Origin of the sequence: Bradyrhizobium sp. UFLA01-814 (assembly GCF_046718885.1) — a bacterium.
Taxonomy (GTDB): domain Bacteria; phylum Pseudomonadota; class Alphaproteobacteria; order Rhizobiales; family Xanthobacteraceae; genus Bradyrhizobium; species Bradyrhizobium elkanii.
On sequence record NZ_JAQOSR010000032.1, the window covers coordinates 12,719 to 33,076 of the forward strand.

Consider the following 20,358-nt stretch of genomic DNA (forward strand, 5'->3'; position numbering starts at 1 on the left):
CCCATAGATCGCAGCGCGATACGAAACCTTCCAATAATCGGCATGCATGGTTTCCATAGCGGTGAGGAATACTGCTGTGACGTTCCTCTCTACCTGCGTAAATCAAAGCAAGCGCGCGGCCCGCGACGGCATCACGCCGCGCGGCAAGCGGCAATAACGATCGTCGATTGATTCCATGGCGAGAGGTGACCTCCCTCGCGGCAGGTTCGACAGCCACGGTGTGAGATCGCTGTCAGACACACCCACACCCCGGAACGAGACTGCAAATGACCACGCCTGCAAGCCAGAGACGGCGAGCTTGTCACCACGAGACGCAGCCCCTTGAAGGACGGCACAGCCACCGCGTTATCGATGCAGAACCCTGCCCGCGAGAGCTCGGGCGGGAGGCGCCGCCCCGCCACCGAGGCATGGTGCTCACGGCCTGCGTGCTCGCGTCGTCGATGGCGTTCATCGATGGGACCGCGCTACCCGTTGCGTTACCGATATTGCGCGCTGATTTCGGAGCGGACCTTGCCTCCGTTCAATGGGTTCTCAACGGGTACATGCTGGCGCTCGCGTCGCTGACATTGATCGGCGGTGCGCTCGCGGATGTTTACGGCAAGGCGCGAATGCTGGGGCTCGGTTGCGTCCTGTTCGGTGTGACGTCTGCGGCTTGCGCGCTGGCGCCTTCGCCGACCTGGCTGATCGCTGCCCGCATCGCACAGGGAGCAGCCGCGGCGATCGTCACCCCCGCCAGCCTCGCCCTGATCGGGGCCACCTATCCGCGCGCCGAGCGAAACCGGGCGATCGGCCTATGGGCTGCGGCATCGGCCCTCACAACGGCCGGAGGTCCTGTCCTGGGCGGCTGGCTGACCGAGACCTTCGGCTGGCCGTCCGTGTTCTGGATCAACCCGCCGCTCGCGCTCGCCGCCGTGGGAGTTCTGCTGGTCTTCGCACCCAAAGACGCCCGGATCCAGCGCCGATTCGACCTGATCGGTGCCGCGATCCTCGCTGCGGCGATCGGGGCCCTCACCTGGGCACTGAGCCAGATCGGCTCCGCCGAAGCGCTGGATGCCACGAGCACTCCAGCCCAGCCGGTCACGGTACTCATGATCGTCGCCTGGCTCGGCATTGTCGGGCTCGCCGTCTACGCGTTCTGGGAGCGCAGAAGCGAACACCCGATGACGCCACCTCGCCTGCTGGAAAACCGCGCCTTCCTCGGGCTGAACGTCGCGACCCTGATGATCTATGCGGCGGTTTCGATCATGTTTTTTGTGTTGCCGTTTGATCTCGTCGATCGTCGCGCGCTGTCATCGACCGACGCCGGCCTGGCATTCCTGCCCTTCACGCTCGGCGTGGGGCTCATGTCGAACGTCTTCGGCAGGTTGGCGGACAAGATTGGCGCGCGGGCCATGCTCATCGCGGGACCGGCAGGTGCGGCACTCGCCTATGTCTGGATGGCGCTCGGCCGGGCAGAATCCCTGATGCTCGGCGTGATCGGACCCGTGACCCTGCTGGGCCTGTCCTTCGCTGTGCTCGTGGCACCGCTCACTGCGTCGGTCTTGTCGAGCGTGAATCAGGCCGACGAAGGGCTCGCTTCCGGGATCAACAATGCGGCTAGCCGGATTGCTCAGCTTGCCGGGGTAGCCTTCGCCGCCGGCGTCGCGCCCTTTGCGTCCGGTTACGAAGTCGGCCTCGCCGTAGCCGCCGCGACCTCGATCGCCGGTGCCTTTACAGCTTTGATGACTCTGGCGCCGCGCGCTGCGAAAGCGGGCGTCGCGCTATCTGAACCGGCGAGCGCTGCTGGTAGCGGCTCCCATGGAAGCGAAAGCCGCTCCGGCGACCAGACAAGAGACCGCGCCATGATCTCCGCCCAGGCCGAAGATCAGTGAGACCAGGGCCGAACCAAGTGTGTCCATCCCACGTAGCGAGCCGCAGCATTCATCCCACTTGAAGCGCCACTACGCTCCTTGGGTCCAGCTGTCATCATCGCCGTATTGTAATCGCTCGACGCCGTCTATCAGGATGAAATCTCCGGCACAAACTTTAGGGGGGGCGCGCCGCGCACTGCGCCCGCCTCTCACGAGTAGTCACCTCCGCTCTGCTGACTGAGGTTGCCAAGGTAGTCGCGCTTTCCGATCTTCGCTCCGAGGCGCCGAAGGATCGCGTGCGCAATCGAGATGTGGAAGAAGAAGTCAGGCAGCACCAGATGCCGGATATAGTCGTCGCCGCCGAACCAGCCGCGCGCGATGGGCGGCGTTAGCCCGTATGTGTGGGCCTGCGCGCCGGCAACCTCGTCCGGCTGCACGTTCTGCAGGAAGCGGCGCGTCTCGAGGAGACGCTCCCTCAATGCCGGGTACATCATGGGGATGTCGCGCGGTGCCGGCGCGTCGCGCTGCATCAGTTTCGCCAAGTGGGCGTCGACCTTGTTGCAGCTTACCGAAAACTGTTCTCCGAAAGTCAGCATGTCGGACGCGAGCCGCTCGCCAAGGATACCGCCGGGCTCGATCCCGCGGGCCCGCTCGAGCGCTTGGGCATGGTCGAGATAGTCGGCCATCACGTTCAGTCCGTGCACCATGACGGGGACGGTGATGTCATAGACCGAGAACGACACGTCGAACTCCATGCGCTCGCTTGTACTCTGGACGTCGATCGGGTCCGAAAGGCTGACAGCCGAAACGAATCCTCACCATGAGCACTTCAATTTTTTCAGCTTGCGGCATCAACTTGCGGGATTCGAGAAGGGCCCACGCATTCGGTCGCCTAGCGACGCAGGACCGGATATCCGTTCACGTAGATCCAATCGGTTGTCTGAGCCGGCACGTGGCAGCCCTGGCAATCCGAATGGTAGTCTGTGGAGGTGGTCTTGAGCGGCTTGTCGGCGTCGAACCACGACCATCCCCACCCGTCGCCCCACAACGGGTTGCCGGGGTGCGTTCCCTTGCTGTCTTTCACCATGACGAACCAGCCCTGGAGCTTGTCGGCATGGCTCACCCTGCCGGTTGTCATCTCGTCCGTCGCCGTCGCGAAGACCTCTTTCACCAGAACGGCGCCGTCCGGGAACTGCCCCGTCTTCCGATACGCATCGATCGTTCCCGGGGATGCCCAGACGACATGCATTTCCTTCGAGCCCTGGCCGCTGTCGGCGGCAATTGCCCAGCTGCCGAGCGCCTGGTAGAGCGTTCGGTAGTCCGCCGGCACGCGCAGATGCCCGGTGGCGTCCACGACGTTCGCAGTCGGGCCGGCCGAGGCCGCTCCGTTGATCTGCGCGAGCGCCGCCACGGCGCCGGCCACCAGCGAGACGGCGACGGCCAGACCGACTGTCCTTGATAATTTCATGGGAGCTCTCCTTTTCTGCTCGCGCGCGGTACGGAGACTCGGCGCAGCGTCTTCAATCACTGTTTCATTCGCTGCGGAGCCGACCGCGTGCAGCTCGGCCGACCTGGCGGACCCAAAGATCGGACGGAGCCTATGAAATTAGAAATTCCCTTTGGACATGCTTTCGATAGGCGTGAGGTATCGTTCAAAGGCGCCGCGCGGCATAGGAGGAAATGAACGGGCATTTCGCGATTACCTTTTTCCTGTCGCGCCGCAACGCTTCGAAAACGCCATCCGCCAGCCGCGATCCGTACCCCCGACCGGACAGATCCTGTGGCACTTCCGTGTGGAGGAGAACGACGCGACCGTCTTCGATCTTGTAGTAGGCGACCGCGAGCGCTCCGTCGCCAAGCGGCATTTCAACCGACTCATCGCCGGATTATCCCGGATACTGCTGTCCACCTTCAGCCTCCCTCACCGAGACATGGAGGCGGCGTGGCGCAGCGACGCCAATATCTGCGCCGGCTCGTCCCGTATCGTGAAGTCAGGCTCGACGAACGCACTGCGAATCCGGCCTTCCGAGTCGATCACGTAGGTCGCGGGGATGGGCAGCATCCAGATCGGTGACCCGTGGCGGGCGCCGAAGTCAAAGCCCAACCTGGAATAATGTGCGATGGTATCATCGGGCACCCGGAACAGTACGCCATACGACATGGCGACGCCGTAGTCGACATCGGACAGGACCTTCAGATCCAAACCCAGGCTCCGCTTGAGCTGCCGCGGGAAGTCTTTCGTGTCGGGCGTCACGACTGCGAGGGTCGCGCCGACGCTCTCGAACTCATCCTTCGCAGCCTGGAGGGCGGAGAGCTCAGCGGTGCAGAACGGACACCAGCCGCCGCGGAAGAAACTCAGCACGAGGGGTCCGTCGCGGCGCAATTGCTCGGAGGAGTGGAGACGGCCGTCGGCGTCCGGCAAAAGGAAATCTGGCGCCTCGTCCCCGACCTTCAACGCGCGCGATGCCACGTCGGTATCGCGGAGCCAGCCCACGAGGTGGTTGTAAGACTCCCAATCTGCCGCGCTAAACGTCGACAACAGCTCGGTGCGAATCTGGGCGAGTGTCTTGTCGGCCTGGTTGGTCATCGGCAAGGAGCCGTCAAGCTGAAGATCGGTTGGCTGGAGGCGGCTGGCCGCCGGCGCGGGTGTCGTCGTCATGCGGACGCCCTCGCCATCTCTACGACCGTTTCGTAGGGCACACCCCGGTCGGAGACCTCGAACGACCAGTCGCGAAGCCGCGCGACCTTGACGAAAGCGTCCAGCGCCGGCGAGTAGCGGCGCCCCTGTACTGCCAGCAGCCGCACCTCCCGCAAGACCGGGTCGCCTTCGAGCGGGATGGTTTTGAGCGTCGGAAGGCGCGGCATGTGCTCGGGCGCGAGCATCACGCCGAAGCCCGCAGCCGCCATGTGCTGCAGGTGCAAGTCGTGACCGCTGCAGTGGCCGAAGTGAGGGGGCACCTCCGGAAAATACGACCGCTGGATTTTCGGGGCAACATCGCATTCAGCCCGTTCCAGCAAGACGGTTTCACGGAGGTCATCGATGCCGATCGACTGACGGTTTGCGAGCCGGTGTGTCGGCGCGAGCACCGCGACGTAGCGTTCCTCGAACAGCGACCAGTCGTCGATACGGTCGGGCACGTCCTGCACATCCCCGACCATAGCCGCGTTGATCTCCCCCGCAAGCAAGAGGTCGACGAGCTTCTCCGCCACGCCCTCGCGCAGTTCGACGTGAAGTCCAGGGACGAACTTTGCGATCTCCGCGATCGGATCGAGGACCAGCGATGCCGAGATAGAGGGGGCGAGGCCGATCTTCAATGGCGCTACGTCCTTGCGTTGGAATTCCTCGGCCCTGCGGCGCACCGCCTCCGCCGAGGCCAGTGTGCGCTCCAGCATCGGAAGGACTTCCTTTCCAAGGTCGGTGAGCTGCGTCAGCTGGCGTTCGCGGTAGATCAGCTGGCCGCCGAGTTCCTGCTCGAGCTTCTGCACTCCCTTGGTCAGGGCCGGCTGCGTGACATTGCACAGCTCGGCCGCGCGGGTGAAGTTGAGTGTGGACGCCACAGCGAGAAAGTAGCGAACTTGATGAAGCTCCATGGATCGTTTCCGTCAAGGTGCGGTTGTCTGTGCTGATGAGCCTTTGCGCTCCGCGACGTGACGAGGCGCGCCGCAATCATGGGGCCTAGATGCTACTTGCGTGCCCCCGTTTGAATGACCTGGCTGTTGATTTGGACGCACGGACACGCCTTCAGGAATCTCTGAGAGCCGACATGGTGAAGGGTTGGGTGAACGAGGAAAAGGCTCAATTCGGACGCGTTGCCGTGCGGCGTGCAGTCGACGCCGTTGTAGGCGTCGTGCGTTCGCCCGGATCATCTAACTACGCGGCCGGCCGGCCCTTTCCGGCGCATGGCGTCAGGCGCGGAGCGTCTCACCGCCTTTGGCATCTGCGTAGTATTGAGGCGCTTCGCGGCGGTCGTGTTTCCCGTAGTCGCGCACGATCCGCACTTTCCGGACCCTCGCATTGTCATTCGGTGCGAAAGTGTCCTCGTAGGCCTGCGCCGCAGCGTGGTTCTTCCAGGATATGAGCAGAATCAGATCGCCAGGCGTGAGCATGGCGTCGCAGATGTCCCAGGACGTGCTGTCGGCCGCCCACGGGTTTAGGCCGAGCCACTCGGCGCAGTCATACGGGTTGTCGGTCTGCTTCCACTCCGCGGGGCGCGTCGCGTTGATCAGCGTGACCGTCGTTCCCTCCCCGACTTCGGTCTCGTCGAGCCGCTGCTCCGTGAGGGCGTACCCGGCAGGCACCTGATTGTCACCGGTGATCTGGCCGACGCGGAGGTGATAATCTGCGAAGATTTCGTCCCGGCCCTTCTGCTGGAGCTCGTGATGGCGCATGCGAGTCCGCCAGCGGACGAGCGACTTCTCGTCCCGCCAGCTCGAAAGCGAGAGGATCCAGCCCTCGCGGGTCAGGCTCTTGTAGCGGATGTTGTCGACGAAGCCCTCGACTTGCTCCAGTTCGGGGCGCAACATCTTGGCGCTGTCGAGGTAGTCATCCCAACTCCCCTTGTTGGGGAGGACCTCGAAAATCACTGAAAACATGATCGTATCTCACTCCCAGAGTGCTGCGACATAGTCGATCGTGGTGTTGCGAGCCGGATCAGCGCGGCGCCGTCGAAGCATGGAATTCCACATTGTGAATGGGAAGTGACGTCACGCCATGAAGTCGATAGCCGCGCGTTATGATGGCCGGAGGTCTGCCGCATCGGACTCGCGCAACCGAGGCCAGCTACTCCGGCAGTGGTTCGGGAGCCTGAGATCAGCCCAGGTCGGTCGGGCGTCGAAGAGTCCGCGCGAACGAGCCCACTCCGGCTAGCCAAGCGTCTTTCAGACAATCCGATAACGGTCGGCTATCGACTCCATGGCGAGAGGTGATTTTCCTTTCGACCATCATGGACTCAGACTTCGACCTACGTCGTCCCTTATGCGGGCCGAAGTCGCAGTTCCGCTGCACGATTGCAAGCCAGGAGGTCCGATATGCAAATCAGAGAGACGATTGGCGTTTCATTATCCGGCCCTGTCGAAGGCCGGCTGCTGGAGGATGTTGTCGTGCTCGCGGACCGCGCCGGCGTCGCGCTCGGAGTGCAGCATGCGTTTAGCGCACGAGTGCGAGACGTTCGCGACGGCGGTAGCGGTCTCATCGCGTCCAGGTACGCGGAGATCCCGCTCGTCGGCCCCAACGGCGAGGTCTCGGGGATTTTGTGCCGCGCCAGCGTGCCGTCTGATGCGCGCGGCGTGGCCACCCCTCGCAGGCGGGATATCGCGAGCATCATGCCCGACGTGGCGCAGTTCCTCGTCCACAACATCGACAACCTCCTCGCCGTGATCGACAGCGGCCTGCGGCTGCTCGAGTGCCAGACCGATGCCGCGCGCCGAAAGGCCATCCTTGCGAAAATGCAGCAGGCGATCGCGCGAGGCGCGATGTCCAGCCGGCAGTTCCTCGATGCCGAGCAAGCAGGCGCCGAGTCGATCGACGGGTTTGTCACAGGCACTCGCCTCGCAACGATCGCAAGTGCGCTTGACTGGACGTTGCCTCTGCACATCACGGTGCGCGCCGAGATCGCCCCTGACCTATGGGCCTTCAATGCCGACCCGGAGGAGCTATACTTCGCCTTGCTGGACCTTTGCCAAGTCTCGGCGGATGCCATGCCGAGAGGCGGCACGATCACCGTCAAGGCGCACAACGTCGAGCCTTCCGCCGACGCGTCCGGGGAATTCGTCGAGATCGTTGCCGCCGACGATGGGGACGGCATGCCTGAGAGGATCCTATCGCAGGCCTTGACCTCGGACTTCACAACAAGGGCCACGGGCCATGGCACCGGCCTTTCCCAGGTCCGGCGCTTCGCTGAAGAACGAGGCGGCGTGGTCTGTACAGAGAGCAAGCGCGGTGCCGGCACACGCATGCGTCTGCTGCTCCCGCGCGCGCACAGAGCCGGGCTCCCCAGCACGATCGTCGGCACGGAGATCGCGTACACGCCCTCCCCTAACGGCGGGATGTTTCACGTTGGTGAATCCCGCGACAGCTTTGGCGCCATCTTGGCCAGCGCGAACACCTGGAGACCGGTTCAGCGAGGGAGCTCATGATCCCCTCCGCCTCGACCATTCGTTCGACCGACAGGGGCTCATCGAAAACACGCAGTGGGGCGCTCGGCGTGCAAGTGTCATAGCTCGCCGGATGAACAGGAGATCTTTCGATGATTCTACCTGCCGGTACGACAGTTGCCGTCGCTGACGGCGAGACGTTTCGCATGTTCCACAATACAGGCGTGAAACCTGGGGTGCACTTGGTCGAGATCACGGCAGCTCCGCCCGCGCACCTCCACGCAGGCTCAGGTGCACGGCACCATACCGGCTCCGCCAACCCCGATGGCAGGCGGTTCATCGAAGAGGACTTTGCAGCGGCAACCGCGGCTTTCCTGAACAAGCTCAGCATGGACGGGACAATAGAGCACTTGGTCGTTGTCTCTGACCCCAGAACCTTGGGGGAGATGCGCAAGCACTTTCACCACGACCTGAGAAGCAAGATCATAGGCGAGCTCGCGAAAGACTTCGGCCGACGTCCGCTCTCAGATATCGCCTCACTGATCGCTGGCGCCTAAGGCACACGACGCCGGAATGCGCTCGCTGGTGAGAAGCATGTGCACTTGTCGGCCTGCTTCGCCATCTCAATCGTCGCCTCCAGCATCTCCTGCGGCATTCTCAACCCAGGCAGATGGGCTATGCTGAGATCGCAGAACTGTCCGCAACTCCCTTTATCGCGTTACTCGCAGTTCTAATACTGCCGCTTCGACCACAGATGCTGAGAACAGAACGGCGGTGGAAGAACCATCCTCCAAACCAACAGCGAAAAACCACAGCTTGCGCGATGAAATTGGCGCAAGATCGCGGATCCTGTCGGTGGCTTTGCGGTAAACTCAAGCACGGCTTTGCGAATTCCTCCTTCTACTTTCGTCATCTGATGCCACAGCTCGCCGATCGATTTCGGCTGATCGCGCCGGATCTACCCTCGTTCGGCTTCACGCAAATCCCCGCCGAGCGAAACTATCGGCATGACTTCGAATCCCTCTCGCGCACGATCGCAGCGTTCGTCGACGTCTTGGAGCTTACGCGCTACGTGCTCTATGTCTTCGACTACGGTGCACCGGTGGGTTGGGACCTCGCGCTGACATATCCGGAGCGTGTTGCAGGGATCATCAGCCAGAACGGCAACGCGTACGTCGAGGGATTGAGGAAGGAAGCCTGGGATCCGCTGCGAGCCTACTGGGTCAGCCCAAGCCCCGACAAACGGGAGCCCATTCGCTCCCGCATGACGCTCGAGGGGGTCAAGCAAGCTTACTTCCACGGCGTGGCCGATCCATCCATTATTGAGCCGGAGTCCTACACGCTTGATGCGGCGGTTCTGGCCCGCCCCGGAAATGCCGATCTGCAGATCGACCTCAAGCTGGACTATAAGCGCAACATCGAACGCTATCCGCTCTATCAGGCATTCTTCCGTCAGCATCAGCCACGGCTGCTGGCCGCCTGGGGCAGGAACGACCCATTCTTCGCCCCGGAGGGCGCCGAAGCGTTTCGGCGGGACATTCCCGCAGCACGAATTGTCCTTCTGGACACCGGGCACTTTGCGCTTGAGACGGAAGGTCGCACGGTTGCCGAGGAAGTCAGACGCTTCCTGCTCGATTGAATATCGGCAGAGCGCACGAGCAGCGCGATTTCGTATTGTCGATAGGAACGGATGCGCGCCCCGTCGCCTTCGTCAGGATACTCGCGCGGCACGCCGCACGGGGCTTCGTTCGGGCCGCACGGCACTAACAGACGGGCCAGCCTTCGGAATTGAAGGGATGATGATTGCGCGTCAGCGATCACTCTCTTTTTTGGTAGCGAGGACCTACGCCATTGGCACTGATCGTCCGTGGCGCTTCGCACTCTCCAATTGGTTGCGGGTTGATTTGAACCTATCGAGCTAAGCAATTGGATTTGTTGATGCGGCTGCTTAAGACCGAAAAGCAAAAACCCAGCAATCCGTTGAGATTGCTGGGTTTCCATTTTCAACTTTGGTTGCGGGGATAGGATTTGAACCTATGACCTTCAGGTTATGAGCCGCCCAGCAAGTGGGGCAAGCAATTGATATTATTTATAAAATCGTCTTCAAAAATATTTTTGTGCTAGAAATTGTGCTAAAATCAACAACTTACCCTACCCCAATGTGACATACGTCACACATTTAGGCAATCGGCTTGACGGCCCGCCCAGCTGGGAGCGACCCTCTGCTATCGCCTCGCTACCGAGCTCATCCGCCGGAGCTATACCTTCAAGAGAAAACCTGCTGGTAATCGCGCCTAGCCCCTTAAGGCATCGAGCTGCTTCTGAATCTCAAGCTTGTCCCCCCCGTAGCCCAACCAATCTAATGGCGACATCAACCACTTTCTGTCGAGCAACAATCGCTCGCTCAGCTAGGTCCAAGCATCGTTTAGCCCACTCATGCCTACTCTGCTGGTGGGGATCATCCAGGATAGCTTGCAAGGGGGCAACCTGGGCCTTGCACCACTTAAGGTCATCTAACTGCTCTCGCAGCTTCAGCAGGTCGCGTTTACGATCAAGTTCAATCTGGCTTTGGATGTCTTCCACTGCCGAATCGTACGCGGAAGCCCGTCACCAGCCAATAGACTCCCCAAAGGCGGGATTGACGGCTCGCGGAGCCATACTCAGAATCCAGCTATCGCCTTTCTTAGTCGACGCCACGTAGGTATGAGGACCGCGCAAGCGGTCCTTATTGTTTTGCCACCTGCGCCCCTCTGCCCTACCATCCAGTCATGCCGAAGAAAGCAAGCGCTCAGAAGCCATCAACGTTTACGATCGGCCGTGAGCGTTTTGAGCAGATCTGCGCTGTTGAGGGGATCAAGCTGACCCCAGCCATGAAGAAGCGGTTTGCGGAGTTTGACCGGAAAGGCCTCTCACCGGAGGAGCGCCGCCGGGAGATCATCAAGGTCTACGGTAAGAAGTAGCCAAGTTTTTGCCGGTTCGTTGAACGATCAATACACATCAAAGCAAAGACTTAGATTCGCGCTCTCTCGGGAGATTGCCGGTTTCTTTGCCGGTTACGCCCCTTCATTTAGCCGATGACCCATTTCTCAGCGCGGATGAGCTGCAACAGGTTTATGTAATCAACCCCAAAATCTCCGCACACATCAGGAATGTTCGGCCGGTTGAGGCTCCCAGTGGTGCCTTTCCTCGGTAACGATGAGTCGCACTTGAATAACTATAGACCGCGACCTTAGATGTCTCCATGAAGCACAAGGGTCGGGAATAAAGACTAGGAAACGGAGACGTCAAATCGCGGATTGGCGCCTCGAAATGCCGCCAGCGCATCGTGCCTAATCTTATCCAGTTCGTTTGCCATCGCCGGAGTTATCATGAAAACCGGGCAGTCCGATTGACCACAGGCGCAGGGTCTTATTCGACCGTCACGCAGACCAGTTGAGAATGTCCGTCGCAGCTTATCGACCAGACTGACCGCCATAGACACTTGCGACTTCATTCTGGCATCACGGAGATGATGGATCGTTGGTATTCGGCGAATTTCATTGCCTTCGCGAGTCCGCCAGACCCCCGTATTTAGCGCGGCAATCGTATCCTCGATCGCCTGCTTGAAGGCTGGCAACGAACTCTCTTCCTGGAAACGAGTCCGAAACGCTGGTCGGTCAAATACGGCAGCCATGATATCCAGGGCGTCCTTATCACTCAGCCCAGCAAAGTCTTCTGCGAAGCGCCGCAAGTCTTCTCGGCTGTCTGGAAAGGGCTCACCTGCACAAAACCTTCGGAGCAAGTCCTCACCATACAGGCGTAAATGCTCTTCGAATTCTACACCTGACCAGATCGTCAAACTGCTAATGCCTAACGAGGCTGCAGACGCCTCAACCGCGTCTCGCAGCTTTGCAGAGACCTTTCCACGCACCACGAATTTGAAAGCTGCAAGAGACCCGCCACAGGCTGCAAGGGCCGCTTTCATGTCCCTGTTAGCTTTGGCTTGGGTTAAGGTGGCGCGATTGACACATTGGATCACGCACTTGCGGGCTGGCTGACTATCAAGCGGCTCGTTGCCGACAATATCTCGCCCGCCATCGCTACCGGTTTGACCATACCAAGCCACATCCGACCAGCCAGCACGAACGTGGTAGGCGAAGACAAGCCGCTCGAACTCGGCCCCTCCAAAATCCTCAAAATGAATTCTTTGAACAAGACGCGAAGTGTGAGGCATTGAAATTCACAACCTCTCTTTGATTGATGCTCGCGAGAATACAAGTAGCTATAATAGCTTTGTACGCTCTGCCTCAATATCTGCAATTTCCTGACGCTTGGCAGCGGCTTGCGCGTCGAGGTCTGCCGCAAGACTCAAATAAATGTCCGAGGGAAACTCCGCATTCGGAGCTTGGGCAGCCTTCCTGGCGTCTGCGCCAGCTTCCTCAAAACCTCTAAGCTCTTGCTTGGCCACGAACAGCCTGACGTTCAACTCGTCCAGTGTGGTCACGTGATAGCTCTTTCTTTGCACTGTCCAACAGGCCGGAAATAACGACCTGGATAAGGCGGCGCATGCGCTCAAGCTCGAAGCGCTTAGCATCGGTCGTCGCGGAGGCCTGCCGGTTCACCACCTCGCTCTCAAGGTCGTGGTAGTATTCAATCCGCTCCTGCAGTTGCGTAATGTTCATGCTTCGACAATTGGGGAACTGTCCGATGCACGCAATTACTTTTTGCTTGGATGTGATTAATCCGTAAGCAACAAAAGGCTGCTACTCGCCAGCGAGACCTGTCCTCAATTTCTCCAAAGATAGCTATCATAACCCCACGCTGGGCAGTGCGGGAATGGCAATGCGTTATTTCATCCACGTGATATCAAAAGAGCATATCAACGTTGACCGGGACGGAATGGAGTTTGCGACGCCGCAGGAAGCCGATGATTACGGCGCGGTGATAGCAAGCGAGATCGGCATGGATGATGCAGATTATAGCGACACCGAGGTTTCCGTGGTGAATTCAGCAGGCCACGAGATTGCCCGCCATCCGGTCGTTCGGCGTTTAGCGAGCTAAGAGAGCCCCCGCACAGGCGTTATTGCCGTACAGCTTGAAGAGGAAAGTCACGTGGCCAAGAAAGCAAAAAAGACTTCAAGGACAGCAAAGAAGCTAACCCGCCGTGACTACACGAAAGATGACGTCAAGGAGCTGCGCGCCCACTCAAAGGCGCGAACCCCGGTGGTCAAGATCGCCAAGCTCACTGGCCGCAGCGAAGCCGCACTTCGCCAGAAAGCGCTCAAGCTCGGCTTAAGCCTCGGCCATCGCCGCTAGTGCCGCTGTTGCATGTCCGCCTTGGCGCTCGCCTGATTTCGCGTCCGTTGTGGCGTCACGAACGTGAAATGACGGCTCCTTTGGCTTCAGTGCGCCGTCCCGCCGAACAATTACGGTCGGTTTGGGCACTTCATCGGAGAAGTGGGCGAACGTCGCAATCTCGGGATACAGCTCGAACATGGCCCACCTCCGCGATGAGTCAGCTTGGCTTCCAGCGGAACGAGCAGTCCGTATGCAATAACTCCATTAGAACCGTCTTGACGCTTTATGCGTTTTGACTCATAGAGAGTCATCGCCTGAATGGTTATTGGACGAAAACAGGGGCCGCTCGAACGGCCCCTGTTGCTTTAGTGGCTGATGCTCACTGAGAAGAATATCCTCAGCTTGCCTAGCCATAGAGCGAGCGTGCCACGTAGGTTCATGGTCGTCGCCTTTCTTTTGGTTATTGAACGTAGCGGCCATGTGCCTCGCGGCAATCGAACCTAGCACAGCCCGCCACTTCGCGAAGAGCCTCGCGAGCTGTTCACGAAGCTTCGCGGGAAGGTCGGTGCATTACGGAAACAATTGATAAGACAAAGGACATCCGCCAGCCGGGCCTCTCCTTCGCTAAGGGTACCGACCCCAAAGAACCGTTTTCGAGCTTTGCCCGGAAGTCGCCGTGACGTAGTAGGCCGATTTCACGCCTTGGGACGTGATCCGGTTGCACGGTGGCCGGAAGCTGTTCCTGACAAGAGTTGTGCCCGACGGTTCGGCCTGAACCTCGGTGCTCCCGTGATCGTTCGTCCTGCCATTGCTCAGACGGTCGACCATCGAGATGGAGATACTGCCCGTCCCCCGGGTGTGCCGAATTGTGATGACCGGGGCCTGTTCGCCACCGCCGAGGGCGGAACAGAGGTTGGCCTTCCCGAGGCGCGAGAGGCTCACCGACGAAATCTTGATTTCCTGAGCGCAAGTGGCACCTGCACTCAAGGTGAGCGCAGCAGCGAATACTGTCCTTCCAAACATCCTAGTCTCCTGGTTGAATTCCCGGACTATCGTCGCGCCTTGCTAGCGCCTCCCGCTTTTTTCTTTGGCGGTACAAGCGGCCAACTGCGCGTGCCGTTGCCCATTGTCCATGCTTCCCGCGCTTTTCCGTCCATAGGACGCCGCGCAACACTTGGCCGAGTAACCAAACTGGCCGGTGCACTCCGCCGGGAATGCGAGCGCCGGGCACGCGCCTCCAACTAATACGACAGAAATCAACATAAGCTTCTTCATCATTTCCATTCTCTCCACGATCGGGATGTGTGTGAACGATTGTCTACCTCAGGCAACGTCAGCCCTTTGGCCCAGGAAGGGCCACGCTGAAAGGCTGAGCTGCGGCAATTGATGCGCAAATATTCTGATTTACGATTTAACTCTCTGAGCGCAGGATTACGCATTGCGAACAAAGAAAGCCATTTCGATTGGATCGTTTAACCCCACGCAAAGACTCAGGAATTCGCGAGGATAAGAAAGCTAAGATTATAAGCCGCTTTCAGCTTGCAAAACTCAGGACATTTGCGCGGTCCTCAACGTGTCACGGAGGGCTTTGATGACAATCCTGGGTTATGCGAGAGTCAGCACCAACGGTCAGGTGCTCGACATCCAAGAATTTCAGCTGCGTGCAGAAGGGTGCGCCAAGATCTACGCGGAAAAGGAAAGTGGCACTAACGCCAAGCGCCCCGTGCTCAACCAGCTGCTGCGAGACGTACGGCCGGGAGACGTAGTGATCTTCGCGGCTCTCGACAGACTAACCCGCGAAGGACCATACAGGACGCTCGCGATCCTGGAGACCATCACATCTCGCGGCGCAACGTACAGGTCGCTCGCAGAACCCTGGGCCGATACGACTACCGAGCTGGGCGAGGTGCTGGCGGCTTTGGTTGGTTACATCGCCCGAAAGACCCGGCAGGATATTCTCCGGCGCACATCCGCCGGTCGCCAACGCGCCATGGCGGCGGGCGTGCGATTTGGTAGGAGGCCGAAACTTACGCTCCAGCAAAGGAGGGAAGCGTCAGCAAGGCGCAAGGCCGGGGAGCGGCCTGAAATGATTGCCACATCACTGCATGTAAGCGCGTCGACCATCCGCCGCATCAAGGACTGAAGTCCGAAAAGGGGCAATGCCCACACGTGGGCATTTGCCATGGCAAGCCCTCGCGCCGGGACGGACGCGCGTCAAGGGCGGCTTGCCGCTCGTGCAACCCTTGACGCGCGGCGGGACCGGCGCGACCTGACGTTAGACATATTGCATTCGGAGCGTTGCTCGCTTCGAACTCGCTTGTTTCCGCGAGCCAGCTTAGTTCAATTATCTTGATACATTGAAGGACACGGTTGGGACGTGCCACCTTGACCACATGGTACAGAAACTTCTCGGGCTGCTGCGATTGGCTTGGCTTGTCTCGCTCGGTTGCCTGTGGCTCTGCACGCGATCTGTCCGGCTCATCCATACGATCTATCGGTGGGGTGGGTTTAATCCCGGAGGTGCGCTGGGCTCAGCTCGCTTCGCAACGAGCTGGGAGCTGTTCTGGTCGGGCGTTCGAAGGGGACAAGGACCAATAGTCGGCCGGAGGGGCCGTTCTTTTTTGCGTTTCAACAGGGATGGAATGATAGCGGTCTTCGCACCGATGGGCGCAGGGAAAGGCGTCGGCATCGTGATTCCAAACCTGCTGGACTACCGTGGCTCAATCCTTTGCACCGACATCAAGGGCGAGAACCGTGCAATTACGGCGCGCCACCGCGCTTCGTTCGGCCCGGTCTACGCCCTAGACAGCACCGATCCCGCTCATTCAGATGCATTCAACCCGCTGGATATGGTGCGGCTTGGCAGTTTTCATGAGAAGGACGATGTCGAGGCAATCGCGAAACTGATGGTCATCCCCGACGGCAGCGAGAGCCATTGGGACGGGAAGGCGGAGGGGATGCTGACCTGCCTTATTCTCCACGTCCTGCGCCTCCCGGCCGACCAGCGGACCCTTTCACAGGTGCGTTCACTTTCGACCCTGCCTCCAGAGTCCTTCAAGGATCTCCTGGGCTCGATCGCCAAGGAAGGACCTCGCGCGGCGGCAGAACTCGCGGGAAGCTTCCTTTCCATGGACGGCAGCGAAGAGTTCAAAAGCGTTATATCGAATACCGAAAAGGCCACTCGCATCTGGTCCCGTGATAGCCCTGCCGGTGTCATAACATCGCATTCAACATTCAGCCTCAGCCAACTCATCAGTGATACGGCCACGGTCTACCTCGTCGTGGATGAAGAAAAGCTCTCCGTCTACGCCGGGTTCTTGCGCGTCATGGTAGGCAGCGTCATCAACGCGCTGACGCGGGCCAAGGACCGTTCGAAGGGTAAGCCCAAAGTATTGCTGCTGCTCGACGAAGCAGCGGCCCTTGGCACGCTCGAGCCACTGGAGCGCGGAATTGGGTACTTGCGCGCCTACTGCACGCCCATCCTCATTTTCCAAGACATGAACCAACTGCGCGCCCTTTATCGCCGCGCCGGATCATTCCTGGCCAACGCCACGTGCAAGGTCTTCTTCAATGTGGCCGACCTTGAGGCGGCGCGATTCATTTCGGAGATGTTGGGGCAGACAACATCGCTGGCGCACAACCAGGGCATCTCAAGCAGCAATACAGACGTGCTGCGCCGACAGCGATCGCTGGGCATGTCGGAGACGGGTCGTTGGTTGCTGGACCCCTCGGAGGTCATGCGACTGCCTGGACGGCGCTCTCTGGTGCTTTTTCGTAGTGACGTGGTGCGGCATCCAATCCTTGCCTCGAAAATCAACTATAGAGGCTGGCGCTACGTGAGGTGGTGGGGAAAATACGATTCCTGGCCGCTCAAGGCTAACGGTGCGGCCGGGACCTCCCGTCACTAGGTGTCACGTCGCGGGCCCGCCAGCGCCGCAGCCGGTTGGACCAGACCGTGCGCCTGACCAGTTGGCTCTCCCGCAGATCAAGAAGTTCAAAGAATAGTTGGTCGAGTTCGCTAACCAGCAGCGCCACCTGCTCGCGCCTGCGCAGAGCGTGGAGATACTTGCTCTCACTTCCTTCAGACATAGCGAAGGAACTCACGCGTGCTGGCGCCGCAGGCGCATAGCGCTGAACCTGACGTTCGTAAAACACTCGCCTCGTTTGAAGGCGCGCGACGCGCGCTTGTGTCCGGGCCATCAGCTTTTGCAGGTGATCAGCGTTCGCCGAGAGTCTGCCGATATTGAATTCGCCGCGACTACCAGCATCAAAGCGCCCGTAGTCTAAGACTCGCTTGCGGTGCGGGCCTACGGACTTGGTCTTGCTCATCAAGGGTAAGGCGCGTCCTGCTTTCTTTGCTTTGGGCCCGACGTGCAATTCCGGCTCCCGATCAAAGAGGAGCGACCTGTTGCGATGCCCGCTTTCTTGTGCCTCCCGCTTCCTGGCGGCGAAGCTGCGGTGGTCCACGCGCGCCTTCAATCCCAATGAGCGCAAGGCACGGTTCTGGTGATCAGCCCAGGCGGCGCGCCATCTTAGGAGCAATTCGTCGCTATTCCACTCGCGCGTCTTCACGCGCCACAGGCCCCAGTAGCCCGCCTTGCGCATGGTGAGGAGTATGTGGACATGGTAGTTGCGTGGATCATCCCCCTTCCCCGGAACGGGCGCATGGATTGCAAAGTCGGCGACCATACCGAGCGAGACGAACTGCTCGCGAACGAATTCTCGGACCAGGGCAAGCCGTTCCTCATCGGAGAGCTCGTGAGGGAGTGCCATATTGATCTCTCGGGCAAGCTGGGCGTCCCGTCGCACTTCCAGGCGTTCAACGGCGTTCCAAAGCTCTTCGCGATTGTAAAGCCATTCAGCGGTTCCTTCCGGTGCCATGATTTCGGCATGCTGCACACCTAGACGGCGCCTGTAATCAGCTTCGGAGTTGCGGCGATCATCCCTTAGCAGCACTCCTGCGCGGTAGGCAGCCATCGCGACCACGGAGCGTCCTTCCGAGCGTTTCACCGGCTGAGCCGAAAGATGATACGAAGCCATGCCTCTCCATTACTTGTCGCGCTAGCGACACCTTATGGCCGCTGTGTCGGCCATGCACCTATGTCGCGCAGCGATGTATAAGTGCGCCATTCCCCTCCCCTACCCTCTTCAAAACGCGTCTAGCGTTGCTTTCCCGCTACAGTCCTTTGCTTAAGGCTCTTCATAACGAAAACGCGCCCCAACTGGGCGCGTCTACTCGGACGGATGACCGTTATCGTATCTTTCGACCTAGCGGCCTATCGCCTGAGCTTACGCTTTAAGGGAGGGGCCAATCCCAAAGCCTCGTCGTCTTCGCGCTCTCTTTTTTCAAGATAATCGGCGCGCTGGCGGGCGACCATGAGAGCAACATCGCATTTTCCGATTTGCTCCTTGAGGCGGCTGCTTTCTTCCGGCGAGGTCGCACGTTCCAGGGACTGAACTAGTCCCTCGCGCCGGTTGTCCAAAGTATGTATTTCAAACCGAACTTCCTTCAGCTCGGCCTCAAAACCATTTTCCGACTTGGCCATTAAGGCCCTCCATTAGTCGTCTAAGGCAGCCAACCGCTTTTCAAGTTCGAGTTTGTCGCCGGTCAGATTAAGGATTTCAAACTGGACCGCAATCAGCTCTTTTTTAGTCTCTATCGCGCGCTTTAGCGCCGCAAGCCGCTCCTTGGCGGCAGAATGATCCTCTCGGCACTCCGGATCGCTGAGGATGCTCTCCAATTCTGAGGCCTCTTGCTCATACTTCCGCAGCTGATTGAGACGATCGCGCAGCTTGAGCAGCTCGCGCTTTTGCTCAAAGTCGGCCGTGGTCTCGAAATCTTCCAATGCTGAGATTGTACGACGAAGATACTCAGTAGCCAAGCAACGAGTTCTACCGCCTTAATTTCTTCTTACGTTTGATTTTGAACTCAGGTTGCGGCTCGTTCGCCCATTCGATTTCTTCAAGAAGCTGGGACTGCAAGTGCTCACCAATGGCGGTCAGGTGCCGCTTCCTGATCGAAGCCTCGTCATTCTCTCGTCCTTGCAATTCCTCCAAGGTCTCCTCAACTTTGTCCAGCCGAATGGCGAGGTCTCTTGCGCGGTCCATACTCGATTCCAATAAGTTAGTTAGCTCCACGAATCCTACGGCGACCTGTTTCGATAACCAACATCATTCCAGCTTCCGCTTGCGCCCCCGTGCTACCCCATCGTCCAAGTCAGGCCGGTGAATACCCCTGAGATGTTCGATTTCCCGATACTGGCGGTCGGCATCAATCGCTGCCCACCTGTCCTGCTCGCTCTCCCGCTCCAACCGTATGCGCCGGTTATAGGCGGTCCGGCTTAGGCCCTTGTCGAGCTTCCGGTAGTCCACTTCCCTGGTCCGGCTCCGAGTACGCGGCTGGTTACGATACGACCTTCGCCGTGACGGCGGAGTGCGCCCTTCCTTGCTCAACCGCCGGGCACGAACCCCCTCATGGATGGTCGGCTTGCGGCGGACACCCTGCTCCTCCAGCGTGCGCCGGTCGATACGCACTTTAAGCCCAGCCTCGGCGAGTGCGGCATTCGCATGGTCTTCCCATAGCTCGCGCAAGCGTTCGGTCGAGCCTGCCTCGCTCATCCCAATCGCCCGCTTCCCAGTTTTTGGGTCACGGTCACGAATGACCAGATGGCAATGCGGGTTCTTGGCGTCCTTGCCCCTGTCATGGAAGGCGGCCAGCCATGGCGCCCGGCCCTTGGTAACGGCCTCGGCAAATGACCGAACCAGCGCGGCGCGCTGTTCGCCATCCAACTCCACCGGCAAGGCCAGCATCACCTTGTCGATGACACGGGCGTTCTTTCGGCCAGTATCTTCCGCCTCCTTGAGGTAATCCATTGCCTCGTTGGCGTCGGTAGGCATGCGCTCGCCCTCAAGCCTGCCGAGGGCCCGAGCCCGAGTGATGTAACGGATGTGAGCAGCGGCCGTGTACGGCTCGTCCTGAGTGGACTTGCCTATTGAACTGTGATGCAGGCTGTAGATAGCCACAGGCACCTCAGGCGGTGCGCCGGGTTTTCCTTGAAAACCCATAAGTGCGCACTACCGGAAGTTTAACCGCTCCGATTCGGTTGGCAAGAGCGCTACACCCGCCGAACGCGAAAAT

At 59.8% G+C, this 20,358-nt stretch carries 24 protein-coding genes; 9 read left to right on the forward strand and 15 right to left on the reverse strand.

Going from position 1 to position 20,358, the window contains the following annotated elements; all coding sequences use genetic code 11:
* The first annotated feature begins 407 nt into the window (after positions 1-407).
* Entirely contained in the window at positions 408-1,871 is a 1,464-nt protein-coding gene (locus tag PMN64_RS12405; protein WP_411780893.1) for an MFS transporter, read from the forward strand.
* Positions 1,872-2,059: 188 nt separating this feature from the next.
* On the opposite strand, the gene PMN64_RS12410 is transcribed toward PMN64_RS12405, so the two are convergent.
* The 6 genes from PMN64_RS12410 to PMN64_RS12435 form a co-directional block, all read right to left on the reverse strand.
* A complete protein-coding gene (locus tag PMN64_RS12410; RefSeq protein WP_051447952.1) occupies positions 2,060-2,605 on the reverse strand; it encodes a DUF1993 family protein in 546 nt (181 codons plus the stop codon).
* A gap of 137 nt (positions 2,606-2,742) precedes the next feature.
* Positions 2,743-3,318, reverse strand: a complete 576-nt coding sequence (locus PMN64_RS12415; protein ID WP_028341933.1) for a cytochrome P460 family protein — start codon at positions 3,316-3,318, stop codon at positions 2,743-2,745.
* Positions 3,319-3,502: 184 nt separating this feature from the next.
* The gene (locus PMN64_RS12420; protein WP_304497302.1) at positions 3,503-3,715 is read right to left on the reverse strand and encodes a GNAT family N-acetyltransferase; all 213 of its coding nucleotides are present in this window, start codon (positions 3,713-3,715) and stop codon (positions 3,503-3,505) included.
* 56 nt (positions 3,716-3,771) lie between these two features.
* Positions 3,772-4,509 carry a peroxiredoxin-like family protein gene (locus tag PMN64_RS12425; RefSeq protein ID WP_028341932.1) on the reverse strand — a complete coding sequence of 246 codons (738 nt, stop codon included), beginning with the start codon at positions 4,507-4,509 and terminating at the stop codon, positions 3,772-3,774.
* On the reverse strand, positions 4,506-5,441 hold the full coding sequence (locus PMN64_RS12430; protein WP_028341931.1) for a LysR family transcriptional regulator: 936 nt from the start codon (positions 5,439-5,441) through the stop codon (positions 4,506-4,508). Before PMN64_RS12430 ends, PMN64_RS12425 begins: the two co-directional genes overlap by 4 nt.
* A 315-nt stretch (positions 5,442-5,756) precedes the next feature.
* Complete coding sequence (locus tag PMN64_RS12435; protein WP_411780894.1) at positions 5,757-6,443, reverse strand: antibiotic biosynthesis monooxygenase family protein; 687 nt, start codon at positions 6,441-6,443, stop codon at positions 5,757-5,759.
* Between the two features lie 435 nt (positions 6,444-6,878).
* Between PMN64_RS12435 and PMN64_RS12440 the strand changes: the two genes are divergently transcribed.
* From PMN64_RS12440 to PMN64_RS12455, 4 genes are all read left to right on the forward strand, one after another.
* Complete coding sequence (locus tag PMN64_RS12440) at positions 6,879-7,985, forward strand: ATP-binding protein (RefSeq protein ID WP_304497304.1); 1,107 nt, start codon at positions 6,879-6,881, stop codon at positions 7,983-7,985.
* A gap of 110 nt (positions 7,986-8,095) precedes the next feature.
* Positions 8,096-8,500: a host attachment protein gene (locus PMN64_RS12445; protein ID WP_028341929.1), complete on the forward strand. Its 405-nt coding sequence runs from the start codon at positions 8,096-8,098 to the stop codon at positions 8,498-8,500.
* A 266-nt stretch (positions 8,501-8,766) separates the two neighbouring features.
* Positions 8,767-9,582 (forward strand): alpha/beta fold hydrolase, encoded by an 816-nt coding sequence (locus tag PMN64_RS12450; protein ID WP_051447950.1) that lies wholly within the window; start codon positions 8,767-8,769, stop codon positions 9,580-9,582.
* Between the two features lie 1,129 nt (positions 9,583-10,711).
* A complete protein-coding gene (locus PMN64_RS12455) occupies positions 10,712-10,903 on the forward strand; it encodes a hypothetical protein (protein ID WP_411780895.1) in 192 nt (63 codons plus the stop codon).
* A gap of 107 nt (positions 10,904-11,010) precedes the next feature.
* Here PMN64_RS12455 and PMN64_RS12460 read toward each other — a convergent pair whose 3' ends face one another.
* From PMN64_RS12460 to PMN64_RS12470, 3 genes are all read right to left on the reverse strand, one after another.
* Positions 11,011-11,094: a hypothetical protein gene (locus PMN64_RS12460; protein WP_411780931.1), complete on the reverse strand. Its 84-nt coding sequence runs from the start codon at positions 11,092-11,094 to the stop codon at positions 11,011-11,013.
* 117 nt (positions 11,095-11,211) lie between these two features.
* Positions 11,212-12,156, reverse strand: a complete 945-nt coding sequence (locus PMN64_RS12465) for a restriction endonuclease (protein WP_411780896.1) — start codon at positions 12,154-12,156, stop codon at positions 11,212-11,214.
* A gap of 48 nt (positions 12,157-12,204) precedes the next feature.
* On the reverse strand, positions 12,205-12,426 hold the full coding sequence (locus tag PMN64_RS12470) for a hypothetical protein (protein WP_411780897.1): 222 nt from the start codon (positions 12,424-12,426) through the stop codon (positions 12,205-12,207).
* A gap of 338 nt (positions 12,427-12,764) precedes the next feature.
* Between PMN64_RS12470 and PMN64_RS12475 the strand changes: the two genes are divergently transcribed.
* Positions 12,765-12,983, forward strand: coding sequence for a DUF6894 family protein (locus PMN64_RS12475; RefSeq protein WP_411780898.1), 219 nt, complete (start codon positions 12,765-12,767; stop codon positions 12,981-12,983).
* A gap of 51 nt (positions 12,984-13,034) precedes the next feature.
* Positions 13,035-13,238 (forward strand): hypothetical protein, encoded by a 204-nt coding sequence (locus PMN64_RS12480; protein ID WP_411780899.1) that lies wholly within the window; start codon positions 13,035-13,037, stop codon positions 13,236-13,238.
* Here the strand turns inward: PMN64_RS12480 and PMN64_RS12485 are convergent.
* On the reverse strand, positions 13,215-13,418 hold the full coding sequence (locus PMN64_RS12485) for a hypothetical protein (RefSeq protein WP_411780900.1): 204 nt from the start codon (positions 13,416-13,418) through the stop codon (positions 13,215-13,217). The genes PMN64_RS12480 and PMN64_RS12485 overlap by 24 nt on opposite strands.
* A 1,393-nt stretch (positions 13,419-14,811) precedes the next feature.
* On the opposite strand from PMN64_RS12485, the gene PMN64_RS12490 reads away from it, so the two are divergent.
* Both PMN64_RS12490 and PMN64_RS12495 read left to right on the forward strand, forming a co-directional pair.
* Positions 14,812-15,363 (forward strand): recombinase family protein, encoded by a 552-nt coding sequence (locus tag PMN64_RS12490; RefSeq protein ID WP_411780901.1) that lies wholly within the window; start codon positions 14,812-14,814, stop codon positions 15,361-15,363.
* 250 nt (positions 15,364-15,613) lie between these two features.
* A complete protein-coding gene (locus PMN64_RS12495) occupies positions 15,614-17,128 on the forward strand; it encodes a type IV secretory system conjugative DNA transfer family protein (RefSeq protein WP_411780902.1) in 1,515 nt (504 codons plus the stop codon).
* Here the strand turns inward: PMN64_RS12495 and mobQ are convergent.
* The 5 genes from mobQ to PMN64_RS12520 all read right to left on the reverse strand — a co-directional run bounded on the left by mobQ (position 17,097) and on the right by PMN64_RS12520 (position 20,243).
* Entirely contained in the window at positions 17,097-18,260 is a 1,164-nt protein-coding gene (gene mobQ / locus PMN64_RS12500) for a MobQ family relaxase (RefSeq protein WP_411780903.1), read from the reverse strand. The two genes, PMN64_RS12495 and mobQ, sit on opposite strands and share 32 nt — an antisense overlap.
* 236 nt (positions 18,261-18,496) lie before the next feature.
* The gene (locus tag PMN64_RS12505) at positions 18,497-18,766 is read right to left on the reverse strand and encodes a hypothetical protein (protein ID WP_411780904.1); all 270 of its coding nucleotides are present in this window, start codon (positions 18,764-18,766) and stop codon (positions 18,497-18,499) included.
* A gap of 12 nt (positions 18,767-18,778) precedes the next feature.
* On the reverse strand, positions 18,779-19,066 hold the full coding sequence (locus PMN64_RS12510) for a hypothetical protein (RefSeq protein ID WP_411780905.1): 288 nt from the start codon (positions 19,064-19,066) through the stop codon (positions 18,779-18,781).
* Positions 19,067-19,112: 46 nt separating this feature from the next.
* Positions 19,113-19,328 carry a hypothetical protein gene (locus PMN64_RS12515; RefSeq protein WP_411780906.1) on the reverse strand — a complete coding sequence of 72 codons (216 nt, stop codon included), beginning with the start codon at positions 19,326-19,328 and terminating at the stop codon, positions 19,113-19,115.
* 63 nt (positions 19,329-19,391) lie between these two features.
* A complete protein-coding gene (locus tag PMN64_RS12520; RefSeq protein WP_411780907.1) occupies positions 19,392-20,243 on the reverse strand; it encodes a MobA/MobL family protein in 852 nt (283 codons plus the stop codon).
* Positions 20,244-20,358: the final 115 nt, after the last annotated feature.